This is a genomic window from Benzoatithermus flavus, from assembly GCF_037908215.1.
Taxonomy (GTDB): Bacteria; Pseudomonadota; Alphaproteobacteria; order Geminicoccales; family Geminicoccaceae; genus Benzoatithermus; species Benzoatithermus flavus.
Window position 1 is genome coordinate 1 of record NZ_JBBLZC010000014.1, and the last position, 26,303, is coordinate 26,303.

Sequence of the window (26,303 nt, forward strand, 5' to 3'; positions counted from 1 at the left end):
CCTTCACGCCACGCCGGGCCAGGAACTCGGCCACGGTCGGCCCCTGGTGCTGGCCGTTCTCGTCGTAGACCAGCACCCCGCCCGAAAGGCTCACCTGGCCCGAGAGCACGTCCCAGGCGCTGGTGACCAGATCCGCGCCCGGCCCGAAGAAGCCCAGGTTGGGCGTCCCGCCCGTGGCGACGACCACGATGTCGGGCTCGAGGGCGAGGACGTCGCCCGCCTCGGCATAGCTGTTCAGCCGCACCGCGACGCCGGCCAGCTCCACCTCGCGGATCAGCCAGTCGGCGATGCCGATGATCTCGCGCCGGCGCTCCAGCCGGGCGGCGAGGTTGATCTGCCCGCCCAGCCGGTCGGTGGCCTCGAGCAGCGTGACCGCGTGCCCACGCGCCGCCGAGACCCGCGCCGCCTCCAGCCCCGCCGGGCCGCCGCCCACCACGACCACCCGTTTCTTCGGCCCCTCGCTCGGCCGGATCACGTGCGGCATGGTCCGCTCGCGGCCGGTGGCGGGGTTGTGGATGCAGAGCGCGTCGCCGCCGACATAGATGCGGTCGATGCAGTAGCCGGCACCCACACAAGGACGAATGCGGTCCTCCTCGCCGCGGGTCATCTTGGCGACGATGTGCGGGTCGGCGATGTGCGCCCGGGTCATGCCGACCATGTCGGTATAGCCCTCGGCCACGGCATGGCGCGCCGTGCTGAGGTCGGTGATCCGGGTGGCATGGAACACCGGGAGCTTCACCGCTGCGCGGATCGCGCGCGCGTGGTCGAGATAGGGGGCGGTGCGCTGCCCCATGGTCGGGATCAGCTTCGAGATGCCGAGATCGGTGGTGGCGTCGGCGCCGACGACGTTGAGATAGTCGATCAGGCCCGATTCGGCGTGGCGCACGGCGATCTCGAGGCTCTCCTCCGGGCTCATCCCGCCTTCGAGCATCTCGTGCGCCGACATGCGGATGCCGAGGATGTAGTCCGGACCGACCCGGCGGCGGATCTCCTCGAGCATCTCGAGGCTGAAGCGGATGCGGTTCTGGAGGCTGCCGCCGTAGCCGTCGGTACGCTTGTTCATGGCGGGCGACCAGAACTGGTCCGGAAGATGCGAGGAGCAGATCACCTCGACCCCATCCAGCCCGCCCTCCTTGGCGCGCAGCGCCGCCGCACCGTAGGCCTTCTGGATGCGCCTGATGTCCTCGATCTCCATCTCCTTGGGAAAGGAGCGGTGCTGGTACTCGCGCAAGGGCGAGGCCGAGACCGGCGGCAGCCAGTCGCCGGTATCCCAGCGCGTGCGCCGCCCGGCATGGGTGATCTGGATCATCAAGGCACAGTCGTGGCGGTGGATGCGCTCGGCGAACTGCTGGAAGACCGGGATGATCCGGTCGTGGCTGATGTCGATCTGGCCGAACGAGGACGGGCTGTCCGGGGCGATGCTGGAGGAGCCGCCGAACATGGTGAGCGCCAGCCCGCCCTTCGCCTTCTCCTCGTGGTAGAGCTGGTAGCGCAGCTTCGGCAGGCCGTCCTCGACGTAGGCCGGGGCGTGGGCGGTGCTCATCACCCGGTTCTTGAGGGTGAGATGCTTGAGCCGCAAAGGCTGCAGCAGCGGGTCCCTGCTCTCGATCATCACATGCCTCTCCATTAGACCTGCAGCGCGGCGGCGAGGGTAACGGCGGTCATGACCGCCGAAGCCGCCAAGGTGTTGACCAATTCCGACACGCTCTTGTCGGGATCCGGGGTGATGAGCACGTCAGGCCACCAGGACGGCGACGAGCTCGCCGAGGAGGGCTTTGCCGCGACAGCGAGCGTCGTGCACGAACCGGAAGAAGGCGAGGTAGAGCGGCAGCTTCTCCGGCGAGAGACCGCGATGCGGCCGCAGCCCACGAGCGCAGCAGCGACCAGGCCCCTTCCATGGTGTTGACGTGAACCTCCGAGCTGCATGGTCTTCTTCCCTGGTTGATCGTGTCCTGGAGGTGGCGGCAGAGGTTTCGTGGATCGTTCAGGCAGCCAACCTGGTCAGGATCCGCTGCTCGATCCGCGTGACGGCGCGGGTCAGCGGGAAGGCGATCACGAAGTAGATCAGCGCCACCACCGTCAGCACCTCGACCGGGCGGGCCGTGTTGTTCGAGATGTTCTGGCCGACGAACATCAGATCCGCCATGCCGACGGCCGAGACGAGGGCACTTTCCTTGAACAGGCTGACGCAGTTCGATAGCAGCGTCGGGACGGCGCGGAGCACGGCCTGGGGCAGGATGACGCTGGTGATCTGCACCCGGCGGGGCAGGCCCAGCGCCACGCAGGCGCTGAGCTGATCCTTGCTCACGCTCTTGAGCGAGGCGCGGAAGGTCTCGCTGGTGATCGCCCCCATGTAGAGTGTCAGCGCGATCACGGCCGAGGCCAGGTTCGAGAGCTCGAACCCGAGGATGAGCGGCAGGCAGAAGAAGATCCAGAACAGCTGGACGAGAACCGGCGTGCCGCGGAAGAACTCGACGTAAAGGCTCGAGGCCGACCGGATGAACCGATTGCTCGCGCTGCGGGCGAGGCCGATCAGGAAGCCCAGCGTGGTGCCCAGCACGACACAGATCAGCGTCAGCTCGAGCGTCGTCAGCAGCCCGAAGAGCAGAGCATGCCAGAACTTGAGCACGATGGAGAAATCGAAGGTCATCATGTCACGGTGCCCCCTCAGCTCGCCGCGGCTTCGCGACGGCGCTCGAAATATCCGACGATCTGCGAGATCGGGAACGAGATGGCGAAGTAGATGAACGCCACCACCGTGAAGGTCTCGATCGGCCGATAGGTCTCGGTGGCCAGGGATTTGCCGGCGTACATCAGATCCGGCACCGCGACGAGGGCGACGAGGGCACTTTGCTGGAAGATGCCGATGCCGTTGGTCATCAAGACGGGGACCGAGTTGCGCAAGGCGGTCGGCAGGACGATGTAGAGCACGCGTTGCAGGGGGTTCAGCCCGAGGGCGATGCCGGCATCCATCTGCTCACGCGGGACCGCCTGGATCGCCGCGCGGTAGGCCTCGGCGTTGAAGGCGGTCAGGTTGAGCCCGAGCGCCAGCACCGCCATGGTGATGGAACCGAGAAACACGTTGAACAGGATCGGCACGCAGTAGAAGAACCAGATGATCTGGACGACTGCCGGCGTGCAGCGGAAGAACTCGACGAAGAGCATCGCTGGCACGCGGAAAACCGCTAGGCGGCTCATGCTCAGGAGCGCGACGACGAAACCGAGCGTCAGGCCGATCGCGTTCGCAACCAGCGTGAGCTCGAGCGTGACGATGAGGCCCTCGAGCAGCGGACGCAGGTTCTGCGTGACCGAATAGAAGTCGAAGGTGTAGCTCATCGCGCCCTCGTCACGGCTGGATGTGGAAGACGCGGTTGATGAACTCCCGTGTCCGCTCCTCCCTGGGCGAGCCCAGGACCTGCTCGGGCGGCCCGTCCTCGACGACGACGCCGCCGGCGCAGAACACGACGCGCGAGGCGATGTTCTTGGCGAACCACATGTCGTGCGTGACGATCATCATGGGCATGCCCTGGTTGGCGATCTGCAGGATGACCTGCTCCACCTCCGCCACGAGCTCGGGGTCCAGCGCCGAGGTCACCTCGTCGAACAGCAGGAGCTTCGGGTCGAGCATGAGCGCACGGGCGATCGCGACGCGCTGCTTCTGGCCGCCGGAGAGCTGGGCCGGATAGGCCTTGGCCTTCGCCTCGAGCCCGAACCGGGCCAGGAGCGCCATGGCGCGCGCGGACGCGGCGGATTTCGCCTCGCCGCGCACCTTGCAGGGGGCGAGGATCAGGTTCTGGAGGACGTTGAGATGGGGGAACAGCGTGTAGTGCTGGAAGACCATGCCGATCTCGCGGCGGATCTTGACGTCGATGAAGGTCCTGCCCGGCTGCTCCGCCGCGATGTACCGCTTGCCACCGAAGGTGATGATACCCCCGTCGATCTGCTCGAGGCCCATCACCACGCGCAGAAGGGTGCTCTTGCCACCGCCGCTGGGGCCGATCACGACCAGGCGCTCGCCCGGCTTCATGTCGATGTCGAGGCCCTTGAGGATCCTGATGTCCGGGCCATAGCCCTTGTGGAGATTGGCAATGCTCAAGAGCGGTGGGGAAGCCGGGTCGACGCCCGACAGCGGAGAGGAAGTCGGATGTGTGCTCAAGAGCGGAAAAGAAGTGGGATCTGTCATCATGAAACCCTTAGTGCAGGCGAGAGCCATCTTGAGCGAGCAGGGCCGCGCCAAGGGTGTCATGAACCACGTCGCCCTGATCGACTTCGATGTGCGATATGCTGATTGCTCGGTATCTTGCCAGCGACTTGGCGACACTCGTGAGCCGGCCATGAGAACGAGCTACGCGGGTCGCACCATCGCAACGCAGGTCCCGTCCAAGCTGCACATCGAGCCGGGTCGTTGCTGACGGCCTGTCGGAAGTCACGGCCACCATGCCGGTCCATCAACACCCTCGATGAGCGCGGCCCGTAGCGGGCTCGCTACTGCTGGCCGGCACCGAGGACCTGATCGACGGCTTTGCGGATCAGGGCGTCGACCTCGCCGGTCGCGACCTTCTCCTCGAGGAAGATGTTGACGACCTCGACATCGGCATAGGAGAGCTGCTGTGGCAGGCCGAACGCCACGCCCTGCCGCGCGAGAGCCGGTGTCGGCGTGAACGCGACGGCCCAGTCGGGATGGGATCGGGTGAAGAGAAGATTGGTGTCGGAGGCATCGACGAGAACGTCGGCGCGCCTGGAGATGATGGCAAGCCTGGTCTCGTCATTGCTCGGCAGTCGAAGGATTTTGGCCTGCTTGACGGCGCCGGAGATGGCCTTGTCCTGGGCGGTACCGGACATGACGGCCAGCGTTATCTCGGGGCGGTCGATATCGGCGACGCTCTTCGGGCTGCCCTGGATCTTCGGGTTCGCCTTGTTGTAGGCGAGCGAGATCTCGTACTGCATCGCTGGAATGGAAAAGTTGACCGCCATGGCGCGGGTCGGCGTGCGGTTCAGCGCAAGAGACATGTCCCACTTGCCCGCCTGCAGGCCGGCGACGATGTTGTCCCAGGTGGTGTCGACGAATTTTGGCTCCACGCCGAGAACCTTGGCAAATTCTCGGCAAAGGTCCGCAAAGAAGCCTGAATACTCGCCGGTGCCGGGGTCGCGCATCACATAGGGCGCTGCGACAGCAGCACCGCAGCGCAGGGCACCGGATTTCTGCACACCCTGCCAGAAGCTGCCGCCCGGCTGCGCTTGGGTCGTGCTCGCCGATAGGCCGACGATCACAGCAACCGCGGGTAGCGTCCGCTTCACGGACGCGAGCCATTTCGGGGACATGACGCCATCCTCTCCTGTTCCCGGTTGGGCCTCGATGGGCCTTCGAGCAGCGGCCTTGAGCGGCCGTCTTCTGTCGTCTTTTTGTCGACACGGTGCGTTATGACGTCAATGTGTCGACATAGTCAAGACGAAAAATCACATGTCGACAAAAATGCCGGCGGGGTATATCGTTCACCGGTTGCACAAGCTGCAAACCCACTGGGGAAGAATCGCGCATGAGTTCTGAGATCGAGGGCAAGCGCCCCAAAGGCTCCCGGTGGAAGAACGTCTACGAGACGCTGCGGACCGAGATCCTGTCCTTGGCGCTTCCGCCGGGGCAGCTTCTCGACGAGACGACTCTTGCGGAACGCTTCGACCTGTCGCGCCAGCCGGTGCGCGAGGCCCTGATCCGTCTCGCGGGCGAGGAGCTCGTCGTCACGCTGCCCAACCGGAGCACGATCGTCGCCCCGATCGACATCGCCACCTTTCCCAAATATGTCGAGGCGCTGGACGTTGCCCAGCGGATCAACACCCGCTTGGCCGCGGAGCTGAGGTCAGAAGCCGATCTCAAGATCATAGCACGACGCCAGCGCGAGTTCGTGGCGGCGGTCAAGTCGGGCGATCATCTTGCCATGTCGGAGGCCAACAAGCGGTTCCACATGGCCGTCGCCTCTGCCGGCCGGAATCCCTATCTGGCCAGCTTCTACGAGCGCCTCCTCGACCAGGGGCGACGCATGCTGCACATGCATTTCGAATTTCTGAAGCGCACGCAGAATGGCTATCTACTGACCGACGAGCACGATCAAATGCTCGCTGCCATCAAAGCGAAGGACGTCGAGCAGGCCGACGCCCTGGCTCATGCTCATACACGGCAGTTTCGCGACAATTTCATCGACTTCATGAAGGAGAACTACACCTCTGATGTGGCGCTGAACCAGATACGGGCCGCGGAATAGACGGGATGCCCAGCGAGATATCGATGGCCGGTCCCTGGTGGACCGGCCGAGACGGCTGGTTTCCCTCGGTCGGCGGCGGCACCATATCGGCAGGATGCGCGCAGGGATCACCATCGAGGTCCCGGCTGTCGACCGTGTCCGCCTGGAGGCGGTCGTCGCCGACCGCAACGGCTTGCGGAAGCAGGTCGGGCGGGCCAGCATCACCTGGCCACCGCCGAGGGCCCGGGCACCGACGCGATCGTGCGCGCACCGGCAAGAGCAAGCCGTGCGTCTGGCGCTGGCAGGCGCGGTTCGCGGCCGAGGGCGTGGCCGGGCTCCTGCGCGACCAGACCCGCCCACCCGGCATGCCGCCGTCGTGGCCGGCATCGGCTCGGAACAGTGGCCGGCTCGAGATCGGAACCCCTGGCCGGTGTAGGCGCGACCCGAATACTCGCCGGAAGAGCTACTCGCATTTTCCCCAGGTGGCCGGCAAGGCGTGAACGCCCAGCCTGCGCCGCGGAGGGGCGGGCGGCACTCCCGATCGCCGATGGTCCCTCCTCCAGCCGGAGGACACGGGACGGTGATCAAGCCTGGGGAAGCCATCATGATCCTGGAGCTGCATCGGCAGGCCCGTCCGTCTCCATCATCGCCCGCCGGCACGACGCAACCGCCGCGCTCGGGCTCGAGGAGAGGCGCAAGCTGCCGGGCGAGGTGCTTGCGCGCCATATCGCCATGAGCTCGTTGAGCCCGGACGGGACCAGAGGATCGGCGCGGTGCCAGACCGAGGCGTCGTCGGTGCGCTGGCGACGGAGGAGCAGCCGCCGCGCGATCGGGCGGTCGATCGCCGCCTTGATTTCGGCCGCGCGGTCGCGACCTCGACATGGAGTGCCCACCACGTCGCCGCGTGCTGGAGATAAGGGGCGTGCTTCAGGACGAGTCTGCCCAGGCCCGTAAGCTCGGCGGCTGCGCAGCCGGGCCGGCGGGCGGCAAGGCCCGTCACCTGCAGCTGATGCCGATCGCCTTCGCCATGTTCTGGCCGACACCCAAGGCGTCGGCGGTCTTCAGCGCCTCGAACGAGGTCTCGGACTCCTCGACGACGAGCCTTAGGCCCTTCGTGAGCCGGCCCGGCCGGACGAAGGTCTCGTGGCCGCCGACCCGCGCCATGATGCTCCTCGGCACGGGGGAGGCCAGCGACGCCTGGCCGGCGATATCAGGGAAGCGTGGGTTGCTGGTGTTGCCGGCACGCCCGGCAGGAGCACCGTTGACGATGACGTCCGGCACCGCGGCACGGACGGCGGTCTCGAACGCGTCGCGCAGACCCATGCGTCGCGGCCTTTCATATCGGTGTCGAGGGTCATCCGAGCCCGTTTCGTCGTGGCGAGGCTGCCACGATCGTCGGATCCGTCGGGCTCGAACGGAATACTCCAGCGTCATCCCTGCAGCCACTTCTCGAGCGCATCCTCCTTCGGCAGACCGCCCGTATGGACGAGCTTGCCCTCGATCGAAATGCCCGGTGTGGACATCACGCCCGCCATGGCGATGGATTTCGGGTCGGTGACCTTCTCGACCTCGACATCGATCCCGAGCTTCGCCGCAGCTTCCTTGATCATGGCCTCGGCCGTTTCGCAGCGCTTGCAACCGGGACCATAGACCTTGACACTCTTCATCGTTTTTTCCGTTTCAGAACATCAGGTTGAAGAGGAAGCCCACGGCCAGGATACCGCTTCCCACCACGCCGACGAAGACGGCGATGAGGCGCAGCGTCAGAACCTGGCGCAGGATGATCATTTCAGGCAGCGAGAGCGCGATCACGCTCATCATGAAGGCGAGCACCGTGCCGACCGCTGCCCCCTTGCCCAGAAGCGCTTCGACGATGGGAATCACGCCGGCCGCATTGGTGTACATCGGAATGCCGATGAGCACCGCCGCCGGCACCGACCACCACGCATCGGCTCCCATGATGCGGGTCATCAGCGCCTCCGGAAAATAGCCGTGGATCACCGCGCCGATACCGATCCCGATGACGATCCAGATCCAGACCTTGCCGAAGATCTCGCGCACCGCCTCGATGCCGAACTTGAGCCGATCGACATGGTCAAGTCGGTCGACCGCCACTGCGGCCTGCACGGCTGCGCCGCGGTGAATGTCGCGCACCCAGTCCTGCAGCCAGTTCTCGAGCTGGAAGCGCCCGATCACCCACCCGGCGACGATCGCGATACCCAGGCCGAACGTCAGGTAGGTCAGCGCGACTTGCCAGCCGACCAAGCCGAAGAGCAGCACGAGCGCCACTTCGTTGACCATCGGCGCCGCGATCAGAAAGGAGAAGGTGACGCCGAGCGGAACGCCTGCCGAGACGAAGCCGATGAAAAGCGGAACTGCCGAGCAGGAACAGAAAGGTGTCAGTATTCCAAGGCTTGCGGACATGACATTGCCGACCCCTTCGCGTTTGCCCGACAGGATCGCGCGGGTCTTTTCCGGGCTGAACCAGCTGCGGATCACGCCCATCACGAAAACGATCAGCGCAAGAAGCATCATGACCTTGGGCACGTCATAAAAGAAGAAGGCGATGGCCTCCCCGGTATGGCCGTCACGCGCGACCGGCAACAGCGACGTCACATATTCCGAAAAGGGAACGAGTTGGCTGTAGGCGATTCCCCACGCGACGAGCGCCAAGACAAGGCCCGTCCACCATTTCAGGAGGCGGTTGAGGTTTTGCCGGCCGTGCTCGACCGCCATCGTTTCGGAGGTCATGCGGCCACCCTTTTGTTTGCTCCTGTCGCGACCATGACGGCATCGACGATGCGCTCAACGCTGCGCGGCAAATCAGGATTGCGCCGATAGCGCACCCACTGGGCATCGCGCCGGTCAAGCACCAGACCGGCGTCGCGAAGCACTTTCATGTGCCGCGACATTCGCGACTGGCTCGTGTTCAGGCGGTCCATCAGCTCGCAGACACAATGCTCGCCGCCATCCCATATGGCCTGCAACGCCCCCAGCCGGGTGGGTTCCGCCATGGCCGCCAGAATCCTTGGGATGTCCATCAACGCATCCTCGCTCTTTTGCGCATATGCGCATATTAGCATTTTCTTAATATATCCTCACGCCGCTGTCAATCCGATTGTCGCCGCTGGCTTGCGATGGGGGATGCAGCTGAGGGAGTGCGACCTTCTTCATGGACCCGACGACAGGGGATTCAGCCATGACAGACAGGTCAGGAATATTCCCGGGCCGTCTCCGCTCCCGATGTGAGAAACATCGCGAACGCCCGCGTCCGTTGCCGGCGCATCCTCGCGAATCTGGAAGAATCAGAGCAAACTTCTTCGAATTGGCGGAGGGAGCGGGATTCGAACCCGCGAGGGGCTCATCACCCCTACACACTTTCCAGGCGTGCGCCTTCGACCGCTCGGCCATCCCTCCGGAAGCGGGCGGAACATAGCCGCAGGCTCGGCGGGCTGCAACAGCCGGTTGCAGGGGGCGATCCTGCAGCAGGATCAGGTGGCATCGCGGCGCGGGGTGAGCGCCGCGAGGCGGAACGGCCTGACCTCGATCCGCTGCCACACGCCCTGCACGACATAGGGATCCCGTGCCAGCCAGGCGTCGAGGGCGGCGCGGTCGGGAAAGTCGACGATGACGGCCGAGCCCGTCATCACCCCCGCCTCGTCGAGAATGGCACCGCCCGCGACGATCTCGCCCCGCTCCACCATCGGCCGGATGAAGGCGAGATGGGCCGGGCGGGCGGCCTGACGGCGGGCGGGCGCTTCGGGGTCGGTGCCGTCGTGGGCGATGACGAGGAACTGGGGCATTCTGGCACCTTCGTGCTCGGATCGGTGCGCTCAGTCTAGCACGGATGGCGGCCGCTGCCCTCCCATCGGGCCGAGTCGGCGCAGGCGACGGAACGCATGCCAGCCGATGAGCACCAAGGTCGCGAGCGCCAGCAGGACGAACAGAAGGAGCATCGCCGCCGCGCCCAGAATGCCCTGGAGCGTGTCCCAGAAACCGAACTGGGCGACGAGGATGGCGAGCAGCAAGAAGATGATCACCGGCATGGAGTCGCGTACCTCGCATGTCTTCCGGCCGAACGGCCGCGCGCAGGATCAGCGGCCGAGCCCGCGGGCAGGTTCCATGCCGCTCGCGATCGCCGTTGCAGGCACCGGCCGATCCGCCCTAAACCGCTGCCAGGCAGACAGGATCCTCACCCTTGCACCTATCCGATCTCGACCGCTCGTTCCTCGCCGGCGAGGCTGGCCCCGCCGCCCGGTTCGCGATGGAGCTCCTCGTCCGCTTCGCGGCAGCCGTGGGCGCTCCGGCACTCCTCGACATCACGCGCGCCCACGTCGACGGCTGCCTCCACCACGGCGCCGTCAGCCTCGATTTCGTCGAGCATCTCGTCGCCGGACGCGGCCGGGTGCGGGTGCCGACCACGCTGAATGTCGGCTCGATGGACCTGATCCACCCGGAGCTCGTGCGGATGGAGGAGCCCGCGCGCTCGGCCGGCCGGCGGCTGATGGAAGCGCACCTCGCCCTCGGATGCGAGCCCAGCTTCACCTGCGCTCCCTACCAGACCCGCTTTCGCCCCCGCTTCGGCGAGCAGATCGCCTGGGGCGAATCGAACGCGATCGTGTTCGCGAACGCGGTCATCGGCGCGCGCACCAACCGCTACGGCGACTTCATCGATCTCTGCTGCGCGCTCACCGGCCGAGCCCCTGCGTTCGGCCTCCATCTCGATGCGAACCGGCGCGGCGAGGTGCTCTTCCGGCTCGAAGGCTTCCCCGCCTCGCTCGCGGCGACCGACTCGCTCTTCGTTGCCGTCGGCCACATCGTCGGCACGCGCGCCGGCGGCCGCGTGCCGGTGATCGAGGGCCTGCCGCCGCCACACGGCGAGGACCAGCTCAAGGCCTTGGGCGCCGTCGCCGCCTCCGTGGGCGCGGTCGCCCTGTTCCACGCCGTCGGCATCACGCCCGAAGCGCCGACCCTCGCCGACGCGCTCGGCCATCGTCGGCCCGCCGCCACGATCGCGATCGGGCCGGCCGAGCTGCGGCAGGCGCTGGCGGCGCTCTCGACCGTGCCGGCGGGCACGCCGATCACCGCCGTGAGCCTCGGCACGCCGCACTTCTCGCTGGCCGAGTTCCATCGCCTGATCCCTCTCCTCGCAGGGTTCAGGCCCGCTCCCGGCGTGGAGCTCTACGTCAGCACCGGCCGCGAGACGCTCGTGGCCCTCGCGGCGGCAGGGCTCGACCGCGCGCTCGAGCGGGCCGGCGTCACCCTGGTCGCCGACACCTGCACCTACGTCACCGCGGTGCTGCGGCGGCTCGACGGGGTCGTGATGACCAACTCCGGCAAATGGGCGCACTACGCGCCGGGCAATCTGGGCCTCGCCGGCGTGGCGTTCGGCGAGCTCGAGGACTGCATCGCCTCGGCTGCGGCGGGCAGGGTCGTGCGGAGCAGCCCGTGGTGAGCCTCGCCGCCCGCACGCTCGCCGAGGGCGAGGCGCAAGGCCGGCTTCTCGTGCTGGACACGCCGCTCAGCTTCTGGGGCGGGCTCGATCCCACCACGGGCCGGGTGATCGACCGCTCGCATCCGGCCTGCGGGCGCTCGCTCGCGGGCCGGATCCTCGTCATGGCTTCCGGGCGCGGCTCGAGCTCGTCGAGCTCGGTGCTGGCCGAGGCGATCCGGCGCGGCACGGCACCGGCCGGAATCGTCCTCGCCGAGCCGGACCCGATCGTCGCGGTAGGAGCGCTGGTGGCGCACCGTCTCTACCGCCTCGCCTGCCCGGTCGTGGTCGTTGCCGATCTCGCGCCGCTGCGGGAAGGGGGCACGGCGCGCATCACGGCACCGGCCGGAGCACCCGCGCGGATCGAGCTCACGGGCAGCACGGACGAGCCCGAACGTAGCAGCCCGGCCGTATCGTGACGGCGCAGCCGGGCCTGCGCCCGACTCGTGCCCTTCTGCCGGCCGGCACTCATTCCAGCCGGTCGAGCACCCCGATCAGGCGACCCAGCGCCTCGTCGAGCCGCTCGGTCGAGATGGCGAAGCACAAGCGCACGTGGCTCTCGTTGCCGTCGCCGAAGGTGTAGCCGGCGGCGATGCCGACCTTGGCCTCGGCGAGCACGCGCCGCGCGAGGGCGAGGCTGTCCGTCACCCCTTCGATGCGCGGGAAGGCGTAGAAGGCGCCCTCGGGCCGCAAGAGCCGCACACGCGGATGCCGCCCCAGCCGCTCCATGACGAGATCGGCGTTGCGGCGGCAGCGGGCGGTGAACTCGGCGACGAAGCCCTCGCCTTCCTCCAGGGCCGCGATGCCGCCGTACTGCGCGAAGATGGCGGCACCGGTGTTGTTGCACTCGGCCAGCACCGCCATAGAGGTCACGAGACTCTTCGGGTGCACCATCCAGCCCAGCCGCCAGCCGGTCATCGCCCAGGCCTTGGAGAAACCGTTGAGCACGAACACGGGCTCGTCCTCGCCCGCGAGCTCGAGGAAGGAGGGCGCCGGATCGGGTCCGGTCAGGACGTTGCGGTGATAGACCTCGTCGGCGATGAGCCCGAGCCCGTGCTCGCGGCACAGCTCGAGGAGAGCGAGCTGCTCCGCTCCCGACATCACCCAGCCCGTCGGGTTCGAGGGGCTGTTGACGTAGATCGCCTTGGTGCGCGGCGTGATCGCGGCCCTGACGGCGTCGAGGTCGAGATGCCAGCGCTGGGGACCCTCGAGCAGCCTGACGTCCACGTGAACGGCACCCTGCACGATGCAGGCCTGGCGCACGTTCGGCCAGTAGGGACCGATCAGGATCACCTCGTCGCCGCGGGATGCCAGGCACTGAAGGGCGATCACCACGGAGAGCATGGTCGAGCCCGGCACGGTGATCCGGTCGGGATGGAGCTCGAGGCCGTAGAGCCGCTGGTGGTAGCGCGAGAGCGCCTCGCGCAAGGGCAGAACGCCGCGCGGGTAGTTGTAGAAGGTGCGCCCCTCGTCGAGCGCTCGCTGCGCAGCCGTACGGATGAAGGACGGGGTGACGATGTCGCTCTCGCCGAACCAGAGCGGGATGACCTCCGGGTCGCCTAGAGCACCCGCCGCGACCCGCGTGATGCCGCTCAGCTCGAGCGCCGCGATTTCTGCCCGAATCGGTCCCATCGTCGTCCTCGTCCGACCTGACGGGAGAGCGTTAGCCGAGCCGTGAAGGCTCGGCAACCGCCGGCTCCGGGCCGAAGGCTAATCCGGGATTTCGGCGCCGCGGCCGACGCGTCGGAGCTCCTCCACGAAGTCCGGTCGCACCTTCGCCTGCAGGCGGTAGTGATCCTGGAGCGCTGCGACGAGGCGGCCTTCGCGGCCCAGGATCTCGTCCGCGAAGCCCACCATGCGCGAATTCGGCCAAGCCTGCGGCCGGATACGGCGCAGGCGGGCGAAGATCGCGGGCTCCTCGCCCACGGGCGTGTGGCGGGCGAGCAGCGTGGCGAGCGCCGCCGTCGAGCGCGACACGCCGGCATGGCAATGGACGAGGAGATGACGCAGCGCCTCCCCCGCACGGTCGAGCTCCTCCCCGAACGCGACGAGGGCCTCGACGTCCTCTCGCTCCGGCGCCACCCAACCGGGCCAGGGTCCGATGATGTCGTGGAAGCGCAAGGTGAGCCGGTGGTGCGGGTCGAAGCGCTCGAAGGCGGCAGGTTCCGGATGGTCGGGGTCGAGGATGGAGAGCACGTGCGTGACGCCGCTCGTGGCGTGACCGAGCAGCTCGTCGATGCCGCAGACCGTGAGGCGGAGATCGGGGGCGAGAATGGTGGTGCGCATGACGGCGATCCGATGGCGGTTCGGCTGGCGAGGGTCTGGTCGTCCGTGCGACGGCCGGGCCACGGACAGCTAGCACGGATCACCGGTGGGAAGTGCAGACACGAACGGGGGGCCGGCTTGCAGCGGTGCCGGCCGCCCTGATCGTGCGCAACGAGTACCGGGTGCAGAAGGAGAAGGCCGAGATCACGACGTCCGCCCTGGCGCGGGCTTTCGAGGAAAGCGTGCTGCGCTTCATGAAGGATCTCGACCGGCTGGCGCAGGACGCGAGCCGCCTCTACCTGCAGCACGCGCCCGAGGAGCTGCCGGCCCTGTTCAGGGAGCGGGCCTCGCTCGAGGAGGCGGTCCTGCAGGTGTCCGTGATCGGGCCCGACGGGCGGCTGGTCACGACCAGCCTCGGCATGGAGCATGCCGGGATGGACCTCTCCGACCGGGAACATTTCCGCTACCATGCCCGAGGCGGCGGCGAGCCCGTCTTCATCAGCGATCCTCTGATCGGCCGGGCGAGCAAGCGCTGGTCGGTGCAGTTCACCCGCCGGATCGGCGATGCCGCCGGCCGGTTCGCGGGCGTGCTCGTGATCTCGGTCGACATCGACTACTTCAACGGCTTCTATCACTCGATCCACCTCGGCCCCGACGGTGCGATCACCATCATCAAGACGAACGGCATCGTGCTCGGCCGCTCGGTGGAGCAGGACCGGTTCGTCGGCCAGCGCGTCTCGCCAGCCGTAGTGCCGGGCATGCTCGAGCGCGGCGACGCGGGCAGGACGGTCCATCGCAGCCGGTTCGACCGGGTCGAGCGCATCACCGCCTGGCGCAAGATCCCAGGCTACCCGGTGCTCGTCACCTTGGGCGAATCGACCGCGAGCGCGCTCGCGAGCGCCGGCGCGCTGGCATGGCGCCTGGGGCTGGCAGCGCCCTCGGCCATCGCGGTGCTTCTGGTCGTGGGCTCGCTGTCGCGTCGGATGCTGATCACCCGTGCTCTGGCACGGCGGGCCAAAGCAGCGCTCCAGACCGGGCAGCGCGAGCGCGCCTTCCTCGATTCCGTGCTCGACACCACGGCAGCGCTGGTGGCGGTGTTCGACCGCGAAGGGCGGCTCACCCTCGCGAACAAGTGCTTTCGCGCCTTCGCCGGCGAGAAGGGAACGAGCGAGGGCATCTCGCTCCTCGCCCGGCTGTTCGCCGTCGAGCCCGAGGCGATCGATCTCGACGCCCTGCCCAATAGCTGCGACGCCTCGCTGCCGGACGAGGCCGGGCTGCGGCGCCACATCTCCTGGGCGATCACCACGATCCGCGACGAGCACGGGGATCCGCGACGAGCACGGGTGCTTGAGCCAGATCGTACTCTTCGGGTTCGACGACACCGAGCGCCGCGAGGCGGAGTTCGCGCTCTACCAGGCGAGCCGGCTCCTGACCCTGGGCGAGCTCGCTACTGGTCTCGCACACGAGCTCAACCAGCCTTTGATGATCATGCGCCTCGCCACGGAGAGCCTCGTGGCGGCACTCGCCGAGCCGGAGCTCGACCGTGCCTACGTCGAGGGCAAGGCCGAGCGGATCATGCGCCACGTCGCGCGCGCCGCGGCGATCGTCGACAACATGCGGATCTTCAGCCCGCGCAAGGAGCGGCGGTTCGAGCCGATCGACCTCGCGAGCGCCGTCGAGGGCGTGCTCGGCATGATCCAAGCCCGTGGGCCAAGGAACCGGGCTGGGTCTCGCCTTGAGCTACGGCCTCGTGCGCGACATGGGTGGAAAGATCGTGGCCGCCAACGGCCGGCACGGTGCCGTGTTCTCCGTGTATCTGCCCTTGGTCGAGGCGAAGAGCGTTCCGATGGCGCCGCTCTCGGCGGCGGCGCCGGCCTGAGCCCGAGGGCTCAACCGGCGAGCCAGCGCGAGAGCGGCAGCCGCTCCGGATCGCAGACCTCGCGCAGCGCATCGGCGAGGAGTCTGCGCAGACTGTCGAGACCCACGGTGAAGCGGCGGCCGTCGAGCCGGACCTCGAGCTCCCGCCCGTTCAGGAGAGCCTGGACCAGAGCATCGTAGTTGCAGGTCGCGAGCGTCGTGAGCGTCGTGCCACTGGCCTTGCGCCACTCGCTCGTGGCGAGCCCGAAGCGGACCGTCCGGCCGTCGATCACGATCTGACCCAAGCGCGGATCCTGCTCGCCGTCCCCGATCGGGCGAATCTCGACGATCTGAAGGCGAAGCGTGAACCGGTCGCCCTTGGCGGCGACCGTGATCGACAGGAAGCCGCCCTCGCCGCCCTCGAAGCAGATCGCCAGCCGGCCGATACGACCGCCCTGGCCGAGGGTCCTGGTCGGCAACCGCGCCCAAAGCTGCCCGCTCACACGGTCGGGCAGGGACGAGAGGGAACCGTGAACGACGTTCATGGCCTCCACCATCTCCAGACTGAACCTTCGTCGCTGCCGGCTTGGACAGCTTATGCCGGACCCGGCCATCGCCGCTCCGAAACGGAGGATACATGCTTCATTTCGGATGGAAAGGCAGTAAATGAACGAATGGCAATTTTTCGGTAATGGTGAGTAGGGGGAGGCGCCTCCGCCGCAGACCGGGGCGACGTCGGAGCGTCCGGCGCAACCGGACCGCCCCGACGGCTCGCACGAAGAGCATCGCCGGGCCGCGACGATCACGCGGCCCTGGTCGCATGAGGGTCAGCCGCCTCTGGACCAGAGCTCGCGGTAGCGGGCCGCGGCGCGCGGGTTCCTGCCGCTCGGGAAGATCTTGTATGCACCCCGATACGCCTGACTGTCGCCGTTGAAGTAGGATTCGTAGGCCATCACCGCGGCGTTGGCGCGGAAGAAGCGGTACATCTTCTCGATGAAGAACGGGTTGTCGAACCCGTTGTCCGGGCAGTGCAGCGAGGGATGATGATTCGACACCCCCCATTCGGGCACCGAGAACCGCTTGCCCTTGGCCTTGGCCCAGGCGAGCCAGGCGCCGAGCCCGACCGGATTGCCGTTGCCCTGGCGGACGTCGTAGAGCGCGTTCCAGTCGGCGTCGCTGCGGACCGCGGGGCAGCGGTCGTAGCGCTGCGTGCCGATCACGTCCACGTACTCGGCACCAGGATAGATATTGTCCTGGCTGTAGGGCAGGTTGCCGCGCGCCCCCATGTTGAAGTCGAAGACGAAGCTCTGGCCGGGCACGCTGCGCAGGACCTGGACCCAGCGGCGGAAGCAGTTCTTGTAGCTGCTGCCGTCGCCGAGCACGCCCCAGGGGAAGTCGCCCATCCGGTTCGCCTCCCAGCCCAGCCGCAGGATCGCATCGTCGGCGCCGGCGCTCACGAGGCCCTGGCCGACCCTGCGGATGTAGGTATCGAAGGCGCCGTTGGCGCAGGCGCCGAGCTGGCCGCGGGCCCTCTCCGGCACGAGCCCGACGCCGAGCACCGCCCGAGCACCCGAGCGAGTGAGCCCCCGGACGAACCCTACCTGGGTGAACTCCGCCCAGCCGTGGCGGATGGCGAGGAATCCGGTCTTGACGTCGAGCCTGCGGCCGCGCCAGGCCTCGAACGCGGAATCGACGCTGGAAGCGCCCGAGGCCCAGGGCAGGCCCGAGCGCCTGCCGCCCCAACCTCCGCCGCCGCCTCTCCTCCTGTACCTTGCTCTCTCCGCTTCGGCCGTATCCACGGCGGCCACATTCGTGACCTTCTCGACCGTACCGGGCAGGGCGGGATCCATGCAGTTCGCCACGGCATCGAGCTCGGCGCAGGACGATACCGGCTCGAGGACGGCGCTTCGATCCGTGCCGGGCAGATCGGGCGTGAGAAGAGCCGCTGGCGCCGGCTCGTTCGTGCCGAGCCCGGGGAGCGGGTCGGATCCGGGTGCTGCCGCCGATGCGGCGCCCGCGAGCCCGAGCGCGGCGATCAGGACGGACGCGCGCAGGGTACCGACCGGGAGGCAGGAGGCTCTTCCAAGGAAGGACTTCGGCATGATTTCTTCCCCTCGTGTCCGCATGAGGCGTCTTCGCCCAGCCGTTGTCGTTTTTGGTGATCCGGGGCGGTCTTTTACGGAACAACGGCAGAGAATGGCAGTTCAGAAATTAGCTCTTCCGTGCGTTAAGTTGGCCACAGCCATGTGCTTTGCCCGCAACGATATTCGCTCAAGCGGCCAAATCCATCCTGGAAGCGGGGATCATCAAGGCGGGGGATACGCCGGAAGGGAATTGGCACATTAACTCGCTGATAATACTCGCATTTGTATCACATGACTTTACCGAGACAGATACCATCTGCGAATTGATTGGCACTCGCCTGCATCCAACTCTCGATGAAAGCGTCAGTTCGTGATCTCCGCTCCACGAACGCTCTTTCCCCTTTCACGTGCCGAGGCGAGCATGACCCCCGAACCCGCACCGACGCTCCACCCTGCTGTCGACCGGCTCCGCACGAGCTGTTGCTGCGGCGTGTCGCCGCTGTGGCGAGTGTGCATCATCCTGATGGTCGCGGCTTGTCTGTTACTGCCACCCGGCATGGCCGTCGCTCAGACACTCCCGGCGCCGGCAGCCGCCGACCGGCAGGCGGACCTTCAAGCGCTCGACCGTGTCCTCGGCCTTCTCGGCGACGACGCGCGCCGCTCGGCCCTGATCGCCGAGCTGAAGCAGCTCCGCGCGAGCCTGGCCACCTCCGACGATCAGCACAAGGCAGGGGGCACAGCGAACGAGGAAGGTCTGATCGGCGCCCTCGCGACCGGGATCGCCGGCATGGGGCGGGATCTGCCGGCGACGGGCCTCGGGACGGCGCTCGACCGGCAGGTAGGCGACGCGCTGGATCAGCTAGGCGACCGGCTGGCAGCCGGCCTGCGGGATCACCGGATCGAAAGCTTCCTTCTGCAGGCCGTGCCGGGCTGGATGGCGGCCATCGTTCTCGCCTGGGCCATGAAGGCTTCGCCTCTGGTGCGGCGTGGCCGGATCGTGCGCATCGACGCCTGCCGCGCGCGGGCGCGCGGGCGCCGACTCTTACGCATGACCGCCACGAGCAGCCTGCGCGAGCTTCTCCCGCTCGCCTGTGGCGCGATCGTGCTGGGCGCATGGCCGGCCACCGGCCTGCTCGCTCCGGATCGAGGTCCGCTCTTTCTGACCCTGGCCATGCCGGTGCTGACAGCCGTCTTCGTGAAGCAGATCGGTCTGCACGGCCTGATGCTGCTGGCACCGCTGCGCACCTGGCGGGTCGTCGGCTACGCGCAGCAACGGGTGGTGCCCTGGCTCGCCCTGCTCGCGGCGGCGGCCGCCTGCGGCGGCATCCTGCGCAGCCCGCCGCTGCACGAGGTCCTCGGCCTCCGTGCCGCCGGACTCCTGGCGCTCGTTGCCGACATCCTGGTCGCCGGCCTCGCTGCCGCGTTCATTCTCCGGCATCGGCGGGTGGTCCGCTACCTGCTTATGGGCCGCAGGCTGAAGCCACAGGAGGAAAAGGCGCTGAACCCGCTCCGGCGCGTGCTGCGCCGGATGGCCCGGCGCTGGCACGTGCTGGCCCTCCTGCTCGTGGCGACGAACCTCGCGGCACGGCTGCTCGGGCTCGGTGACGGCCATTTCTTCCGCAACGCGATGCTGGCCGTCCTCGTCATCGCCCTGGGGCTCGTGGCGGTGCCGGCGCTCGACGGCGCCATCGATCGCTCCGCCCGGCATCTCCGGCGCGGGCGCTCGGGCACGGTGCGCCGGATCATCGTGCGTCTGCTCGAGCTGCTCCGCCTCGCCGGGCACGTCGCAATCTCGGCGGTTCTTCTGATCGTGGTTCTGGAGATCTGGGGGTTCGCCGTCTGGGACTGGCTGCAGAGCGACGTCGGCGCCGCCATCGTGCGATCGCTCCTGTCGATCCTGACCGTCGCCGCGCTCGCCTGGACGTCCTGGATCGCGATCGACAGCGTCATCGCCGAAGCGCTCGCTCCTTCCGACATCGAAGGCCAGCTCAGGCCGAGCAGCAGCCGCGCCAAGACCCTCCTGCCGTTCCTGCGCAACCTCGCCTTCGTCACCATCTGCCTGCTCGCCGGCATCACGATCCTGGACGATCTCGGCGTGAACGTGGCCCCGCTCCTCGCCGGCGCCGGTATCGTCGGCCTCGCCATCGGCTTCGGCTCGCAGCAGCTCGTGCAAGACCTGATCACCGGCCTCTTCATCCTGTTCGAGGACACGATCGCCGTGGGCGACGTGATCGACACCGGAGACCGCGCCGGCGTGGTCGAGGCGCTGACGATCCGGACGGTGCGGCTGCGCGATGGCGACGGAGCGCTGCATGCGATTCCGTTCAGCCAGATCAAGGCCTTGAAGAACCGCTCGCGCGACTATGGCGTCTACACCGTCAAGGTCACGGTGGGCTACGACGCCGACCTCGTGCAGGTGATGGACGTCATGCGCGAGATCGGCGCCGGGCTGCAGAACGACCCGCGCTTCTCCTGGAGCATCCTCGCCCCGCTCGAGGTCTGGGGTGCCGACGAGTTCACCGTGCAAGGAGTCGTGGTGACGGGAGGAATCCGCACCCGGCCGCTCCAGCAATGGACCGTCGGGCGCGAGTTCAACCTGCGCCTCAAGCAGCGCTTCGACGAGCTCGGCATCCTGATCGCGATCCCCCGGATGTCGCTCGTCCCCCCTCACGCGCGCGTGGATGCCGACGGCGACCGGCCAGCGACAGCACCGGCCGCGGCCGGTGCCTGAGCCGCTTCAGCGCCCGGCGGACCAGAGCTGCTGGTAGCGCGCCGCAGCGCGCGGGTTGTTGTAAGCCGGGAAGATCTTGTAGACCCCGTCCGGGAACGCCCGGCCACCACCGTTGAAGTAGGATTCGTAGGCCATCACCGCGGCATTGGCGCGGAAGAACTCGAACATCTTCTGGATGAAGAACGGGTTGTCGAACCCGTTGTCCGGGCAGTGCAGCGAGGGATGGTGGTCGGAGACACCCCACTCGGGCACCGAGAACCGCTTGCCCTTGGCCTTGGCCCAGGCGAGCCAGGCACCCAGCCCGACCGGATTGCCGGTCTCCTGGCGGACGTCGTAGGCGGCCTGCCAGTCGGCGTCGCTGCGGATCGCGGGGCAGCGGTCGTAGCGCTGCGTGCCGATCACGTCCACGTACTCGGCACCAGGATAGATGTTGTCCTGGCTGTAGGGCAGGTTGCCGCGCGCCCCCATGTTGAAGTCGAAGGTGAAGGCCTGTCCGGTCACGCTGCGCAGGACCTGGACCCAGCGGCGGAAGCAGTTCTTGTAGCCACTGCCGTCGCCGAGCACGCCCCAGGGGAAGTCGCCCATCCGGTTCGCCTCCCACCCCAGCCGCAAGATCGCATTGCCGGCACCCATCGCGACCAGGCTCCGGCCGATCTTGCGGATGTGATCGTCGAAGGCGCCATTGGCGCAGGCGACGAATTGACCACGGGCGCTCTCGGGCAGCATGCCGGCTGCGATCACCGGCGTGTAGCCGGCGCGGACGATCGGCCTGATGAAGCTGGTCTGGGTGAGCTCCGCCCAGCCGTAGCGGATGGCGAGGAAGGCGGTCTTGACGTCGAGCCTGCGGCCGCGCCAGGCCTCGAAGTCGGCGCCGGCGCTGGAAGCGCCCGACATCCAGGGCAGACCCGAGCGCCTGCCGCCCCAGGTCACCTTCTCGGCGGCCGGCGCTGCAGCCGCCGGCGAGGGCGTCTCGCCCGCCGAGGCGAGCCGCTCGGCACCTCCGCCGGGCAGCGCCACGTCCAGACAGACCGCCCCGCCCTCGAATTCGGTGCAGGAGGCGACCGGCTCGAGCGAAGCGCTGTCCTCGGATCCTCCCGACATGCCCGCCTTCGCGGCCAGGATCGCGATCCCGACGGTGCCGGGCTCCATCACCATCGCAGACGACCTCGCATGAGCCGCTGCCACGCCGCCGGCGAGCATCAGAGCCGGGACGACAGCGGAGGCGCGGCGCAGCAGAGCGCGCAGTCGTGGGCTTTCGTTCATGAAGGCAGCCGACATCGGTCGTTCCCCGTGACGTGATCTTCGTTGGTGGCCTGCTCGGCCTGCCCCGCAAGCACAAAGCGGCTGCGATCTTCTTATTTAAGCTTCAAGGTAGAATCAGGGCGCAAATGATCCCTGCAGCGGATGGCTGCCCTTACGACGTGTGGCTCGGCTGCTACAGCTCTCGTGATGAAAGCGATGAAACCGCGGAAACGCGGAGGCCATCAGGATGCAGGAACGCCACAATCCTGCCCGGCAAGGCCACCCGCGGCCTGGAGCCGCAGGCGACGGCCAAGACGGCTGCGCGGCTCCTCGCCTACTCGCCCCGGTCGATCGGCGCAGCGGCATAGCGCCGGCCCCGCGTCTCCTCGCTGCCGAGCAGATCGGCGCCGGAACTCGCCGTGCCCGTGCCGGCCACCATGCCCGTGGCACCGCTGCCCGAGGTCGTCGAAGCATCGCTTCCGGCACCCGTCGGTAACGTCCTGCCATGGCCCATGGTCGTGAACGGCGAGTTGGTATGGCCGGCATCCGGCCGCCCGAGAACGCGCACCCGCAGATTGTTCTGCACGTAGTGGACCCCGCGCGTGTCCTCGGCCAGATCCTCCGCCTTGCGGCGGGCGAGGCGGGAATTGACCATGCCTTGCAGCGTCACCTCGCCGTCCTTCACCAGCACCTCGATGTCGGTGGCGTCGATGTCGGGGTCGTCGGTCAGCCGGTCGTTGATGTCCTCGGCGACCCGCTGATCGGAGCGGCGATAGCCCTTGGGCCCGCGCCCGCGGTGATCCTGATCGATCCGCTCGATGATGGCGTCCTCGTCGAACGGGGCAGCGACCTCCTCGACCGAGCGCTCGGGCATCCCGCGCTGGCCGGTCATGGTATTAGCACCGCGCTCGCCCGGATCGTAGGCGCGGCGCCCCTCCAGGCTGGGCCGCTGATAGCCGCCGCCCGGCATCACGGCGCGGATGCCGCGGTCCCAGTCGTGGTAGGCGTCGCGGCGGACGGACGTGCCGCGCTCGGCGGTGCGGGCATAGCGGTACTCGGCCCAGCGGCCCCGGTCGGCATCGTTCTCGGGCCAGAAGTTCCGTGGCGGCATGATGGCTCGCTCCCGCTGCTGTCTGCACTGGAAGGAGAAACGCCCCGACAGCCGGGGCGTTTCGTGCGGGATCCGGCCTCTTCGGCCGCTCAGCCGAGATGCCCTTCCTCCTGGCTCGAACCGGGCCCGGTGCCGGCGTTGCGGTTCGTGCCGGTGGCGGTGGAGTAGCCGATGCCGGTGGTGCTGGTGACGCCGGGAGCGGCACCGCTGCGCCCGCCGGTGGTGCCCATCGCAGGCGAGCCCGCGGCACTGCCCGAGAGCGCGCTGACCCCGGCACTGCCCATGCCGGCGTCGAGCCCGCCCAGAGCGCTGCTCGAGGTAGCACCCTCGTAGATCGGCGGCCGGCCACGATCCTGCCGCTGCCGCACGCGCAGATTGTTCTGGACGTAGCTGACGCCCGAGACGCTCTCGGCGATATCCTCGGCCCGGCGCCGCGCCCGGCGGCTGTTCACCGTACCGTCGAGCGTCACCTCGCCGTTCTCGACCCTGACCTCGATGTCGCTGGCATCGATCCAGGCATCGTCGGTGAGCCAGTCGCTCACGTCCTCGCGAATGCGCTCGTCGGAGCGGCGATAGCCCTTGGGCCCGCGCCCGCGCTGGCCGCGTGCTCGGACATGGTGCTCGGGATGGATCTGGCCGCCGGGCTCGCCGCCGTCATAATCGGTGACGGCGTCGGCCGCGGCACGGGAGACACCACGGCCGGCATAGTCGCCGAGCCCGAAGCCGTAGCGGCTGTAGAACGCCCGCCGATAGGTCTCGCCCGGTGGCGGCTCGGGCTGCCAGTCCCGGTAGCGTCGTTCACGACCGGGATCATCGTAGCCGTAGAAACGGTGATCGGGCTGGTGGCGATAGGGATCGGCGCTGCTGCCCCCCTCTTCGGGACGCCCGTGGGATGCCCGCTCGGCCATCGCTGCTCTCCCCTGAGGATGGTGGTCACTCCAGGGTCGAGGAACCCGTGGCCAGGGGCCGGGTTCCGGCCGGCGCTAGGCCGCTCCTTCGGCCGTGACGGCCGCCGCGAGGGCCGGTGCCAGATCGCCTGCGGGCTCGACCGTGACGGAGCCGAGGCCGAGCCAGGCGCTCATGTGCGCGAGCTCGGCCGCGAGCGCCTCGGCCACCTCTCTCGCGTCGATGCCGGGCTCGCCGTGGGCGCTGCGGACGAGGAGACGGCCCCTGGCGCGATCGGCTTTGAGGTCGACGCGGGCGACGAGCCGATCGCCTTGCAGGAACGGCAGAACGTAGTAGCCGTAGCGGCGGCGCTCGGCCGGCGTGTAGATCTCGATCCGGTATCGGAAGCCGAACAGGCGCTCGGTACGCGCCCGCTCCCAGATCAGAGGATCGAACGGGGCGAGGAGTGCCGTCGTTTGCGCTCGGCGCGGGATCGTGATGTCGGCGGCACGATAGGCCGGCTGGCGCCAGCCTTCGACCTGGACGGGCACGAGCTCCCCGGCCTCGACCAGCTCCTGGAGCCGCGCCCTCGCATCCGCCACGGGCAGCCGGAAATAGTCGCGCAGATCGGCTTCGGTGGCGATGCCGAGCGCTGCCGCCGAGCAGCGCAGGAGCTCGCGCTGGGCATCGGCCGGATCGGGCGTGGGTGCCGAAAGGATCGCCTCGGGCAGGACTCGCTCGGGCAGGTCGTAGAGGCGCTCGAAGCCGTTGCGGCGGCCGGCGGCAGTGATCCGGCCGGTCCAGAACAGCCATTCCAGCGCCGTCTTGCCGTGGTTCCAGCCCCACCAGCCGCCGCGGCGGCTGCCGGGATCGGGCAGGTCCGAGACCCCGAGCGGTCCGCGGGCGCGGACCTCGTCCAGCACCCGGCGAACCAGCTCCGGCTGCTCGCGGCCGAGCGCCGCGATGCCGGACCACACCCCTTCCCCCGCCTCGGCGCGCGCCATGCGCCAGCGAAGGAGCGGCTGCAGCTCGACCGGGAGGAGCGAGGCTTCGTGCGCCCAGTATTCGAACAGCGTGCGGCGGCTGCGCCGGGCCGGAGCGCCGTCGTGGCAGGCCAGCCGGTCCAGAAGTGCCCGATCGTAAGCGCCCTGCCGCGCGAACAGCGGCAGATAATGGGCGCGGGCGAGCACGTTGACCGAATCGAGCTGCAGGAGAGCGAGCCGCCGGATGGCGCGGCGCAGCCCCGCCGCATCGGGCGGGTGCCGTGGCCGAGGACGGGCGAGCCCTTGCGCCGCCAGCGCCAGACGACGCGCCTCTCCAAGAGAGAGCGCATCGCTGCGCTTGGGTGGCGGTACGAGCCCGGGCAAGGGGCAGAGGACGGCTAGCTCTGCTGGATCGCGCTGAGCTGCCAGCTTCCGCCGCGCGGGCGGCGGAAGGTCCAGAGCTCGGTGACCTCGGTCGGGCGGTTCGGGTCACCCTCGACCACACGGCCGGTGGCCCGCTCGATCGTCCAGTCGACGAGTGAGAAGCGCATCGCGACGGTGCAGTAATCCACTCCATCCTCGCGCCAGGATTCAGCCACGTCACCCTGGAGCAGGCGCACGTCCTTGATCCGGTTCACGACGCCGCGGCCGGCATTGTCGGCGAGCTCCTCGGCGAGATAGGAGACGATCTCGGGGGTCGCGATGCTGCGCAAGGCTGCGACGTCCTCTTCGCCGTAAGCCTTCTGGACGGCCTGCAGCAAGCGCTCGAACGTGTCGAGATCGGCCTGGGTGATGGGGATCTCCTCGCGGCTGCGGCCCGTGGCCATACCGCCGGCCGGGGCCGTGCGCGCAGAGGCCGCGGCCGGCCCGCTCGTCGCCGTGCGCGGGAAGATGCCGGGCCCGCCCCCGAGATGGCTGCCGGCACCGGCGAGGCCGGGCTGGGTGCGACGCTGGAACCAGCGGAACGCCAGCCGCGCGAGGAAGACGATGAGCGCGACCTGGAGCAGGAGCCCGAGGATCGAGCCGAAGCCGCCGATGCCGCCGAACAGGCCGTAGCCCAGGAGCATGCCGATGAGGCCGGCCCCGAGGAGCCCGCCGAAGAAGCCGCCACGGTTCGAGAAGAAGCCGGGACGCGGCGCCATCGGGGGCGCGGGCCGCTGGAAGCCGGGGTTGACGGTCGGGCCGGGCTGGGTGACCGAGCGGTCGATGGGAGCTGCCGGCCGTGGCGCCGTCGGCGTCGAAGGCGGGAGCTGGAAGGTCCGCGAGCCGCGGCTGCCGAAGCCGCTGCTCCCGCGGCCAGCACGCGCCTCGGCCTGGCCTGCGGCCAGGAACAGCGCCGCCGTGGCCACGATCAGGGCACGGGTCAGGGGCTTCTCGAGCGAAACGTTCATGCACCGCCTCCGAACGCCGCCCGTGAG

At 68.5% G+C, this 26,303-nt stretch carries 26 protein-coding genes, 1 tRNA gene and 4 pseudogenes; 9 read left to right on the forward strand and 22 right to left on the reverse strand.

Going from position 1 to position 26,303, the window contains the following annotated elements; all coding sequences use genetic code 11:
• From U1T56_RS14335 to U1T56_RS14355, 5 genes and pseudogenes are all read right to left on the reverse strand, one after another.
• Positions 1-1,612: oxidoreductase (locus U1T56_RS14335; protein WP_418160170.1), on the reverse strand; the 1,612-nt coding region annotated here is incomplete at its 3' end.
• A 123-nt stretch (positions 1,613-1,735) separates the two neighbouring features.
• Positions 1,736-1,916: pseudogene (locus U1T56_RS24690) on the reverse strand (IS1595 family transposase); the annotation flags it as partial.
• Positions 1,917-1,984: 68 nt separating this feature from the next.
• Entirely contained in the window at positions 1,985-2,653 is a 669-nt protein-coding gene (locus U1T56_RS14345; protein WP_418160172.1) for an amino acid ABC transporter permease, read from the reverse strand.
• Positions 2,654-2,667: 14 nt separating this feature from the next.
• Entirely contained in the window at positions 2,668-3,336 is a 669-nt protein-coding gene (locus U1T56_RS14350) for an amino acid ABC transporter permease (RefSeq protein ID WP_418160173.1), read from the reverse strand.
• A 10-nt stretch (positions 3,337-3,346) separates the two neighbouring features.
• Entirely contained in the window at positions 3,347-4,186 is an 840-nt protein-coding gene (locus U1T56_RS14355) for an amino acid ABC transporter ATP-binding protein (protein ID WP_418160174.1), read from the reverse strand.
• Between U1T56_RS14355 and U1T56_RS14360 the strand changes: the two genes are divergently transcribed.
• A complete protein-coding gene (locus U1T56_RS14360) occupies positions 4,089-4,412 on the forward strand; it encodes a hypothetical protein (RefSeq protein ID WP_418160296.1) in 324 nt (107 codons plus the stop codon). The two genes, U1T56_RS14355 and U1T56_RS14360, sit on opposite strands and share 98 nt — an antisense overlap.
• A gap of 73 nt (positions 4,413-4,485) precedes the next feature.
• On the opposite strand, the gene U1T56_RS14365 is transcribed toward U1T56_RS14360, so the two are convergent.
• The gene (locus U1T56_RS14365; RefSeq protein WP_418160175.1) at positions 4,486-5,322 is read right to left on the reverse strand and encodes a substrate-binding periplasmic protein; all 837 of its coding nucleotides are present in this window, start codon (positions 5,320-5,322) and stop codon (positions 4,486-4,488) included.
• Positions 5,323-5,537: 215 nt separating this feature from the next.
• Between U1T56_RS14365 and U1T56_RS14370 the strand changes: the two genes are divergently transcribed.
• Both U1T56_RS14370 and U1T56_RS14375 read left to right on the forward strand, forming a co-directional pair.
• Positions 5,538-6,257, forward strand: a complete 720-nt coding sequence (locus U1T56_RS14370) for a GntR family transcriptional regulator (protein ID WP_418160176.1) — start codon at positions 5,538-5,540, stop codon at positions 6,255-6,257.
• 245 nt (positions 6,258-6,502) lie between these two features.
• Positions 6,503-6,610 (forward strand): annotated as a pseudogene (locus U1T56_RS14375) (IS630 family transposase); the annotation flags it as partial.
• 622 nt (positions 6,611-7,232) lie between these two features.
• On the opposite strand, the gene U1T56_RS14380 reads toward U1T56_RS14375, so the two are convergent.
• The 7 genes from U1T56_RS14380 to U1T56_RS14410 all read right to left on the reverse strand — a co-directional run bounded on the left by U1T56_RS14380 (position 7,233) and on the right by U1T56_RS14410 (position 10,282).
• Positions 7,233-7,559: a DUF4007 family protein gene (locus U1T56_RS14380; RefSeq protein WP_418160177.1), complete on the reverse strand. Its 327-nt coding sequence runs from the start codon at positions 7,557-7,559 to the stop codon at positions 7,233-7,235.
• Positions 7,560-7,666: 107 nt separating this feature from the next.
• Positions 7,667-7,903, reverse strand: coding sequence for a thioredoxin family protein (locus U1T56_RS14385; RefSeq protein WP_418160178.1), 237 nt, complete (start codon positions 7,901-7,903; stop codon positions 7,667-7,669).
• 13 nt (positions 7,904-7,916) lie between these two features.
• Positions 7,917-8,987 carry a permease gene (locus U1T56_RS14390; RefSeq protein WP_418160179.1) on the reverse strand — a complete coding sequence of 357 codons (1,071 nt, stop codon included), beginning with the start codon at positions 8,985-8,987 and terminating at the stop codon, positions 7,917-7,919.
• Positions 8,984-9,277, reverse strand: coding sequence for an ArsR/SmtB family transcription factor (locus tag U1T56_RS14395; RefSeq protein WP_418160180.1), 294 nt, complete (start codon positions 9,275-9,277; stop codon positions 8,984-8,986). The genes U1T56_RS14390 and U1T56_RS14395 overlap by 4 nt, the downstream gene beginning before the upstream one ends.
• A 285-nt stretch (positions 9,278-9,562) precedes the next feature.
• Positions 9,563-9,653: transfer RNA gene (locus U1T56_RS14400), tRNA-Ser, on the reverse strand.
• 74 nt (positions 9,654-9,727) lie between these two features.
• Complete coding sequence (locus tag U1T56_RS14405) at positions 9,728-10,039, reverse strand: YciI family protein (RefSeq protein WP_418160181.1); 312 nt, start codon at positions 10,037-10,039, stop codon at positions 9,728-9,730.
• A 30-nt stretch (positions 10,040-10,069) separates the two neighbouring features.
• Positions 10,070-10,282 (reverse strand): hypothetical protein, encoded by a 213-nt coding sequence (locus U1T56_RS14410; protein ID WP_418160182.1) that lies wholly within the window; start codon positions 10,280-10,282, stop codon positions 10,070-10,072.
• A 152-nt stretch (positions 10,283-10,434) separates the two neighbouring features.
• On the opposite strand from U1T56_RS14410, the gene U1T56_RS14415 reads away from it, so the two are divergent.
• Positions 10,435-11,691: an aconitase X gene (locus U1T56_RS14415; RefSeq protein WP_418160183.1), complete on the forward strand. Its 1,257-nt coding sequence runs from the start codon at positions 10,435-10,437 to the stop codon at positions 11,689-11,691.
• Complete coding sequence (locus U1T56_RS14420) at positions 11,685-12,146, forward strand: aconitase X swivel domain-containing protein (RefSeq protein ID WP_418160184.1); 462 nt, start codon at positions 11,685-11,687, stop codon at positions 12,144-12,146. The genes U1T56_RS14415 and U1T56_RS14420 overlap by 7 nt, the downstream gene beginning before the upstream one ends.
• Before the next feature lie 49 nt (positions 12,147-12,195).
• Here the strand turns inward: U1T56_RS14420 and U1T56_RS14425 are convergent, their stop codons facing one another.
• Both U1T56_RS14425 and U1T56_RS14430 read right to left on the reverse strand, forming a co-directional pair.
• Positions 12,196-13,359 carry a pyridoxal phosphate-dependent aminotransferase gene (locus U1T56_RS14425; protein ID WP_418160185.1) on the reverse strand — a complete coding sequence of 388 codons (1,164 nt, stop codon included), beginning with the start codon at positions 13,357-13,359 and terminating at the stop codon, positions 12,196-12,198.
• Positions 13,360-13,437: 78 nt separating this feature from the next.
• Positions 13,438-14,013, reverse strand: a complete 576-nt coding sequence (locus U1T56_RS14430; protein WP_418160186.1) for a tyrosine phosphatase family protein — start codon at positions 14,011-14,013, stop codon at positions 13,438-13,440.
• 161 nt (positions 14,014-14,174) lie between these two features.
• On the opposite strand from U1T56_RS14430, the pseudogene U1T56_RS14435 reads away from it, so the two are divergent.
• From U1T56_RS14435 to U1T56_RS14445, 3 genes and pseudogenes are all read left to right on the forward strand, one after another.
• Positions 14,175-14,846: pseudogene (locus U1T56_RS14435) on the forward strand (cache domain-containing protein); the annotation flags it as partial.
• A 634-nt stretch (positions 14,847-15,480) separates the two neighbouring features.
• Positions 15,481-15,561: pseudogene (locus U1T56_RS14440) on the forward strand (hypothetical protein); the annotation flags it as partial.
• Positions 15,562-15,697: 136 nt separating this feature from the next.
• Positions 15,698-15,871 carry a hypothetical protein gene (locus tag U1T56_RS14445; protein WP_418160187.1) on the forward strand — a complete coding sequence of 58 codons (174 nt, stop codon included), beginning with the start codon at positions 15,698-15,700 and terminating at the stop codon, positions 15,869-15,871.
• 10 nt (positions 15,872-15,881) lie between these two features.
• Here the strand turns inward: U1T56_RS14445 and U1T56_RS14450 are convergent, their stop codons facing one another.
• Positions 15,882-16,394, reverse strand: coding sequence for a hypothetical protein (locus U1T56_RS14450; protein WP_418160188.1), 513 nt, complete (start codon positions 16,392-16,394; stop codon positions 15,882-15,884).
• 282 nt (positions 16,395-16,676) lie between these two features.
• The gene (locus U1T56_RS14455) at positions 16,677-17,951 is read right to left on the reverse strand and encodes a glycoside hydrolase family 26 protein (protein ID WP_418160189.1); all 1,275 of its coding nucleotides are present in this window, start codon (positions 17,949-17,951) and stop codon (positions 16,677-16,679) included.
• 403 nt (positions 17,952-18,354) lie between these two features.
• Here U1T56_RS14455 and U1T56_RS14460 point away from each other — a divergent pair, with 403 nt between their 5' ends.
• The gene (locus tag U1T56_RS14460; RefSeq protein WP_418160190.1) at positions 18,355-20,664 is read left to right on the forward strand and encodes a mechanosensitive ion channel family protein; all 2,310 of its coding nucleotides are present in this window, start codon (positions 18,355-18,357) and stop codon (positions 20,662-20,664) included.
• 6 nt (positions 20,665-20,670) lie between these two features.
• On the opposite strand, the gene U1T56_RS14465 is transcribed toward U1T56_RS14460, so the two are convergent.
• From U1T56_RS14465 to U1T56_RS14485, 5 genes are all read right to left on the reverse strand, one after another.
• Complete coding sequence (locus U1T56_RS14465) at positions 20,671-21,819, reverse strand: glycoside hydrolase family 26 protein (RefSeq protein WP_418160191.1); 1,149 nt, start codon at positions 21,817-21,819, stop codon at positions 20,671-20,673.
• Between the two features lie 421 nt (positions 21,820-22,240).
• A complete protein-coding gene (locus U1T56_RS14470) occupies positions 22,241-23,017 on the reverse strand; it encodes a BON domain-containing protein (protein ID WP_418160192.1) in 777 nt (258 codons plus the stop codon).
• Positions 23,018-23,106: 89 nt separating this feature from the next.
• Positions 23,107-23,925, reverse strand: a complete 819-nt coding sequence (locus U1T56_RS14475) for a BON domain-containing protein (protein ID WP_418160193.1) — start codon at positions 23,923-23,925, stop codon at positions 23,107-23,109.
• A gap of 75 nt (positions 23,926-24,000) precedes the next feature.
• Positions 24,001-25,269 (reverse strand): winged helix-turn-helix domain-containing protein, encoded by a 1,269-nt coding sequence (locus tag U1T56_RS14480; RefSeq protein WP_418160194.1) that lies wholly within the window; start codon positions 25,267-25,269, stop codon positions 24,001-24,003.
• A gap of 14 nt (positions 25,270-25,283) precedes the next feature.
• Positions 25,284-26,276: a Tim44 domain-containing protein gene (locus U1T56_RS14485; RefSeq protein ID WP_418160195.1), complete on the reverse strand. Its 993-nt coding sequence runs from the start codon at positions 26,274-26,276 to the stop codon at positions 25,284-25,286.
• Positions 26,277-26,303 lie beyond the last annotated feature (27 nt).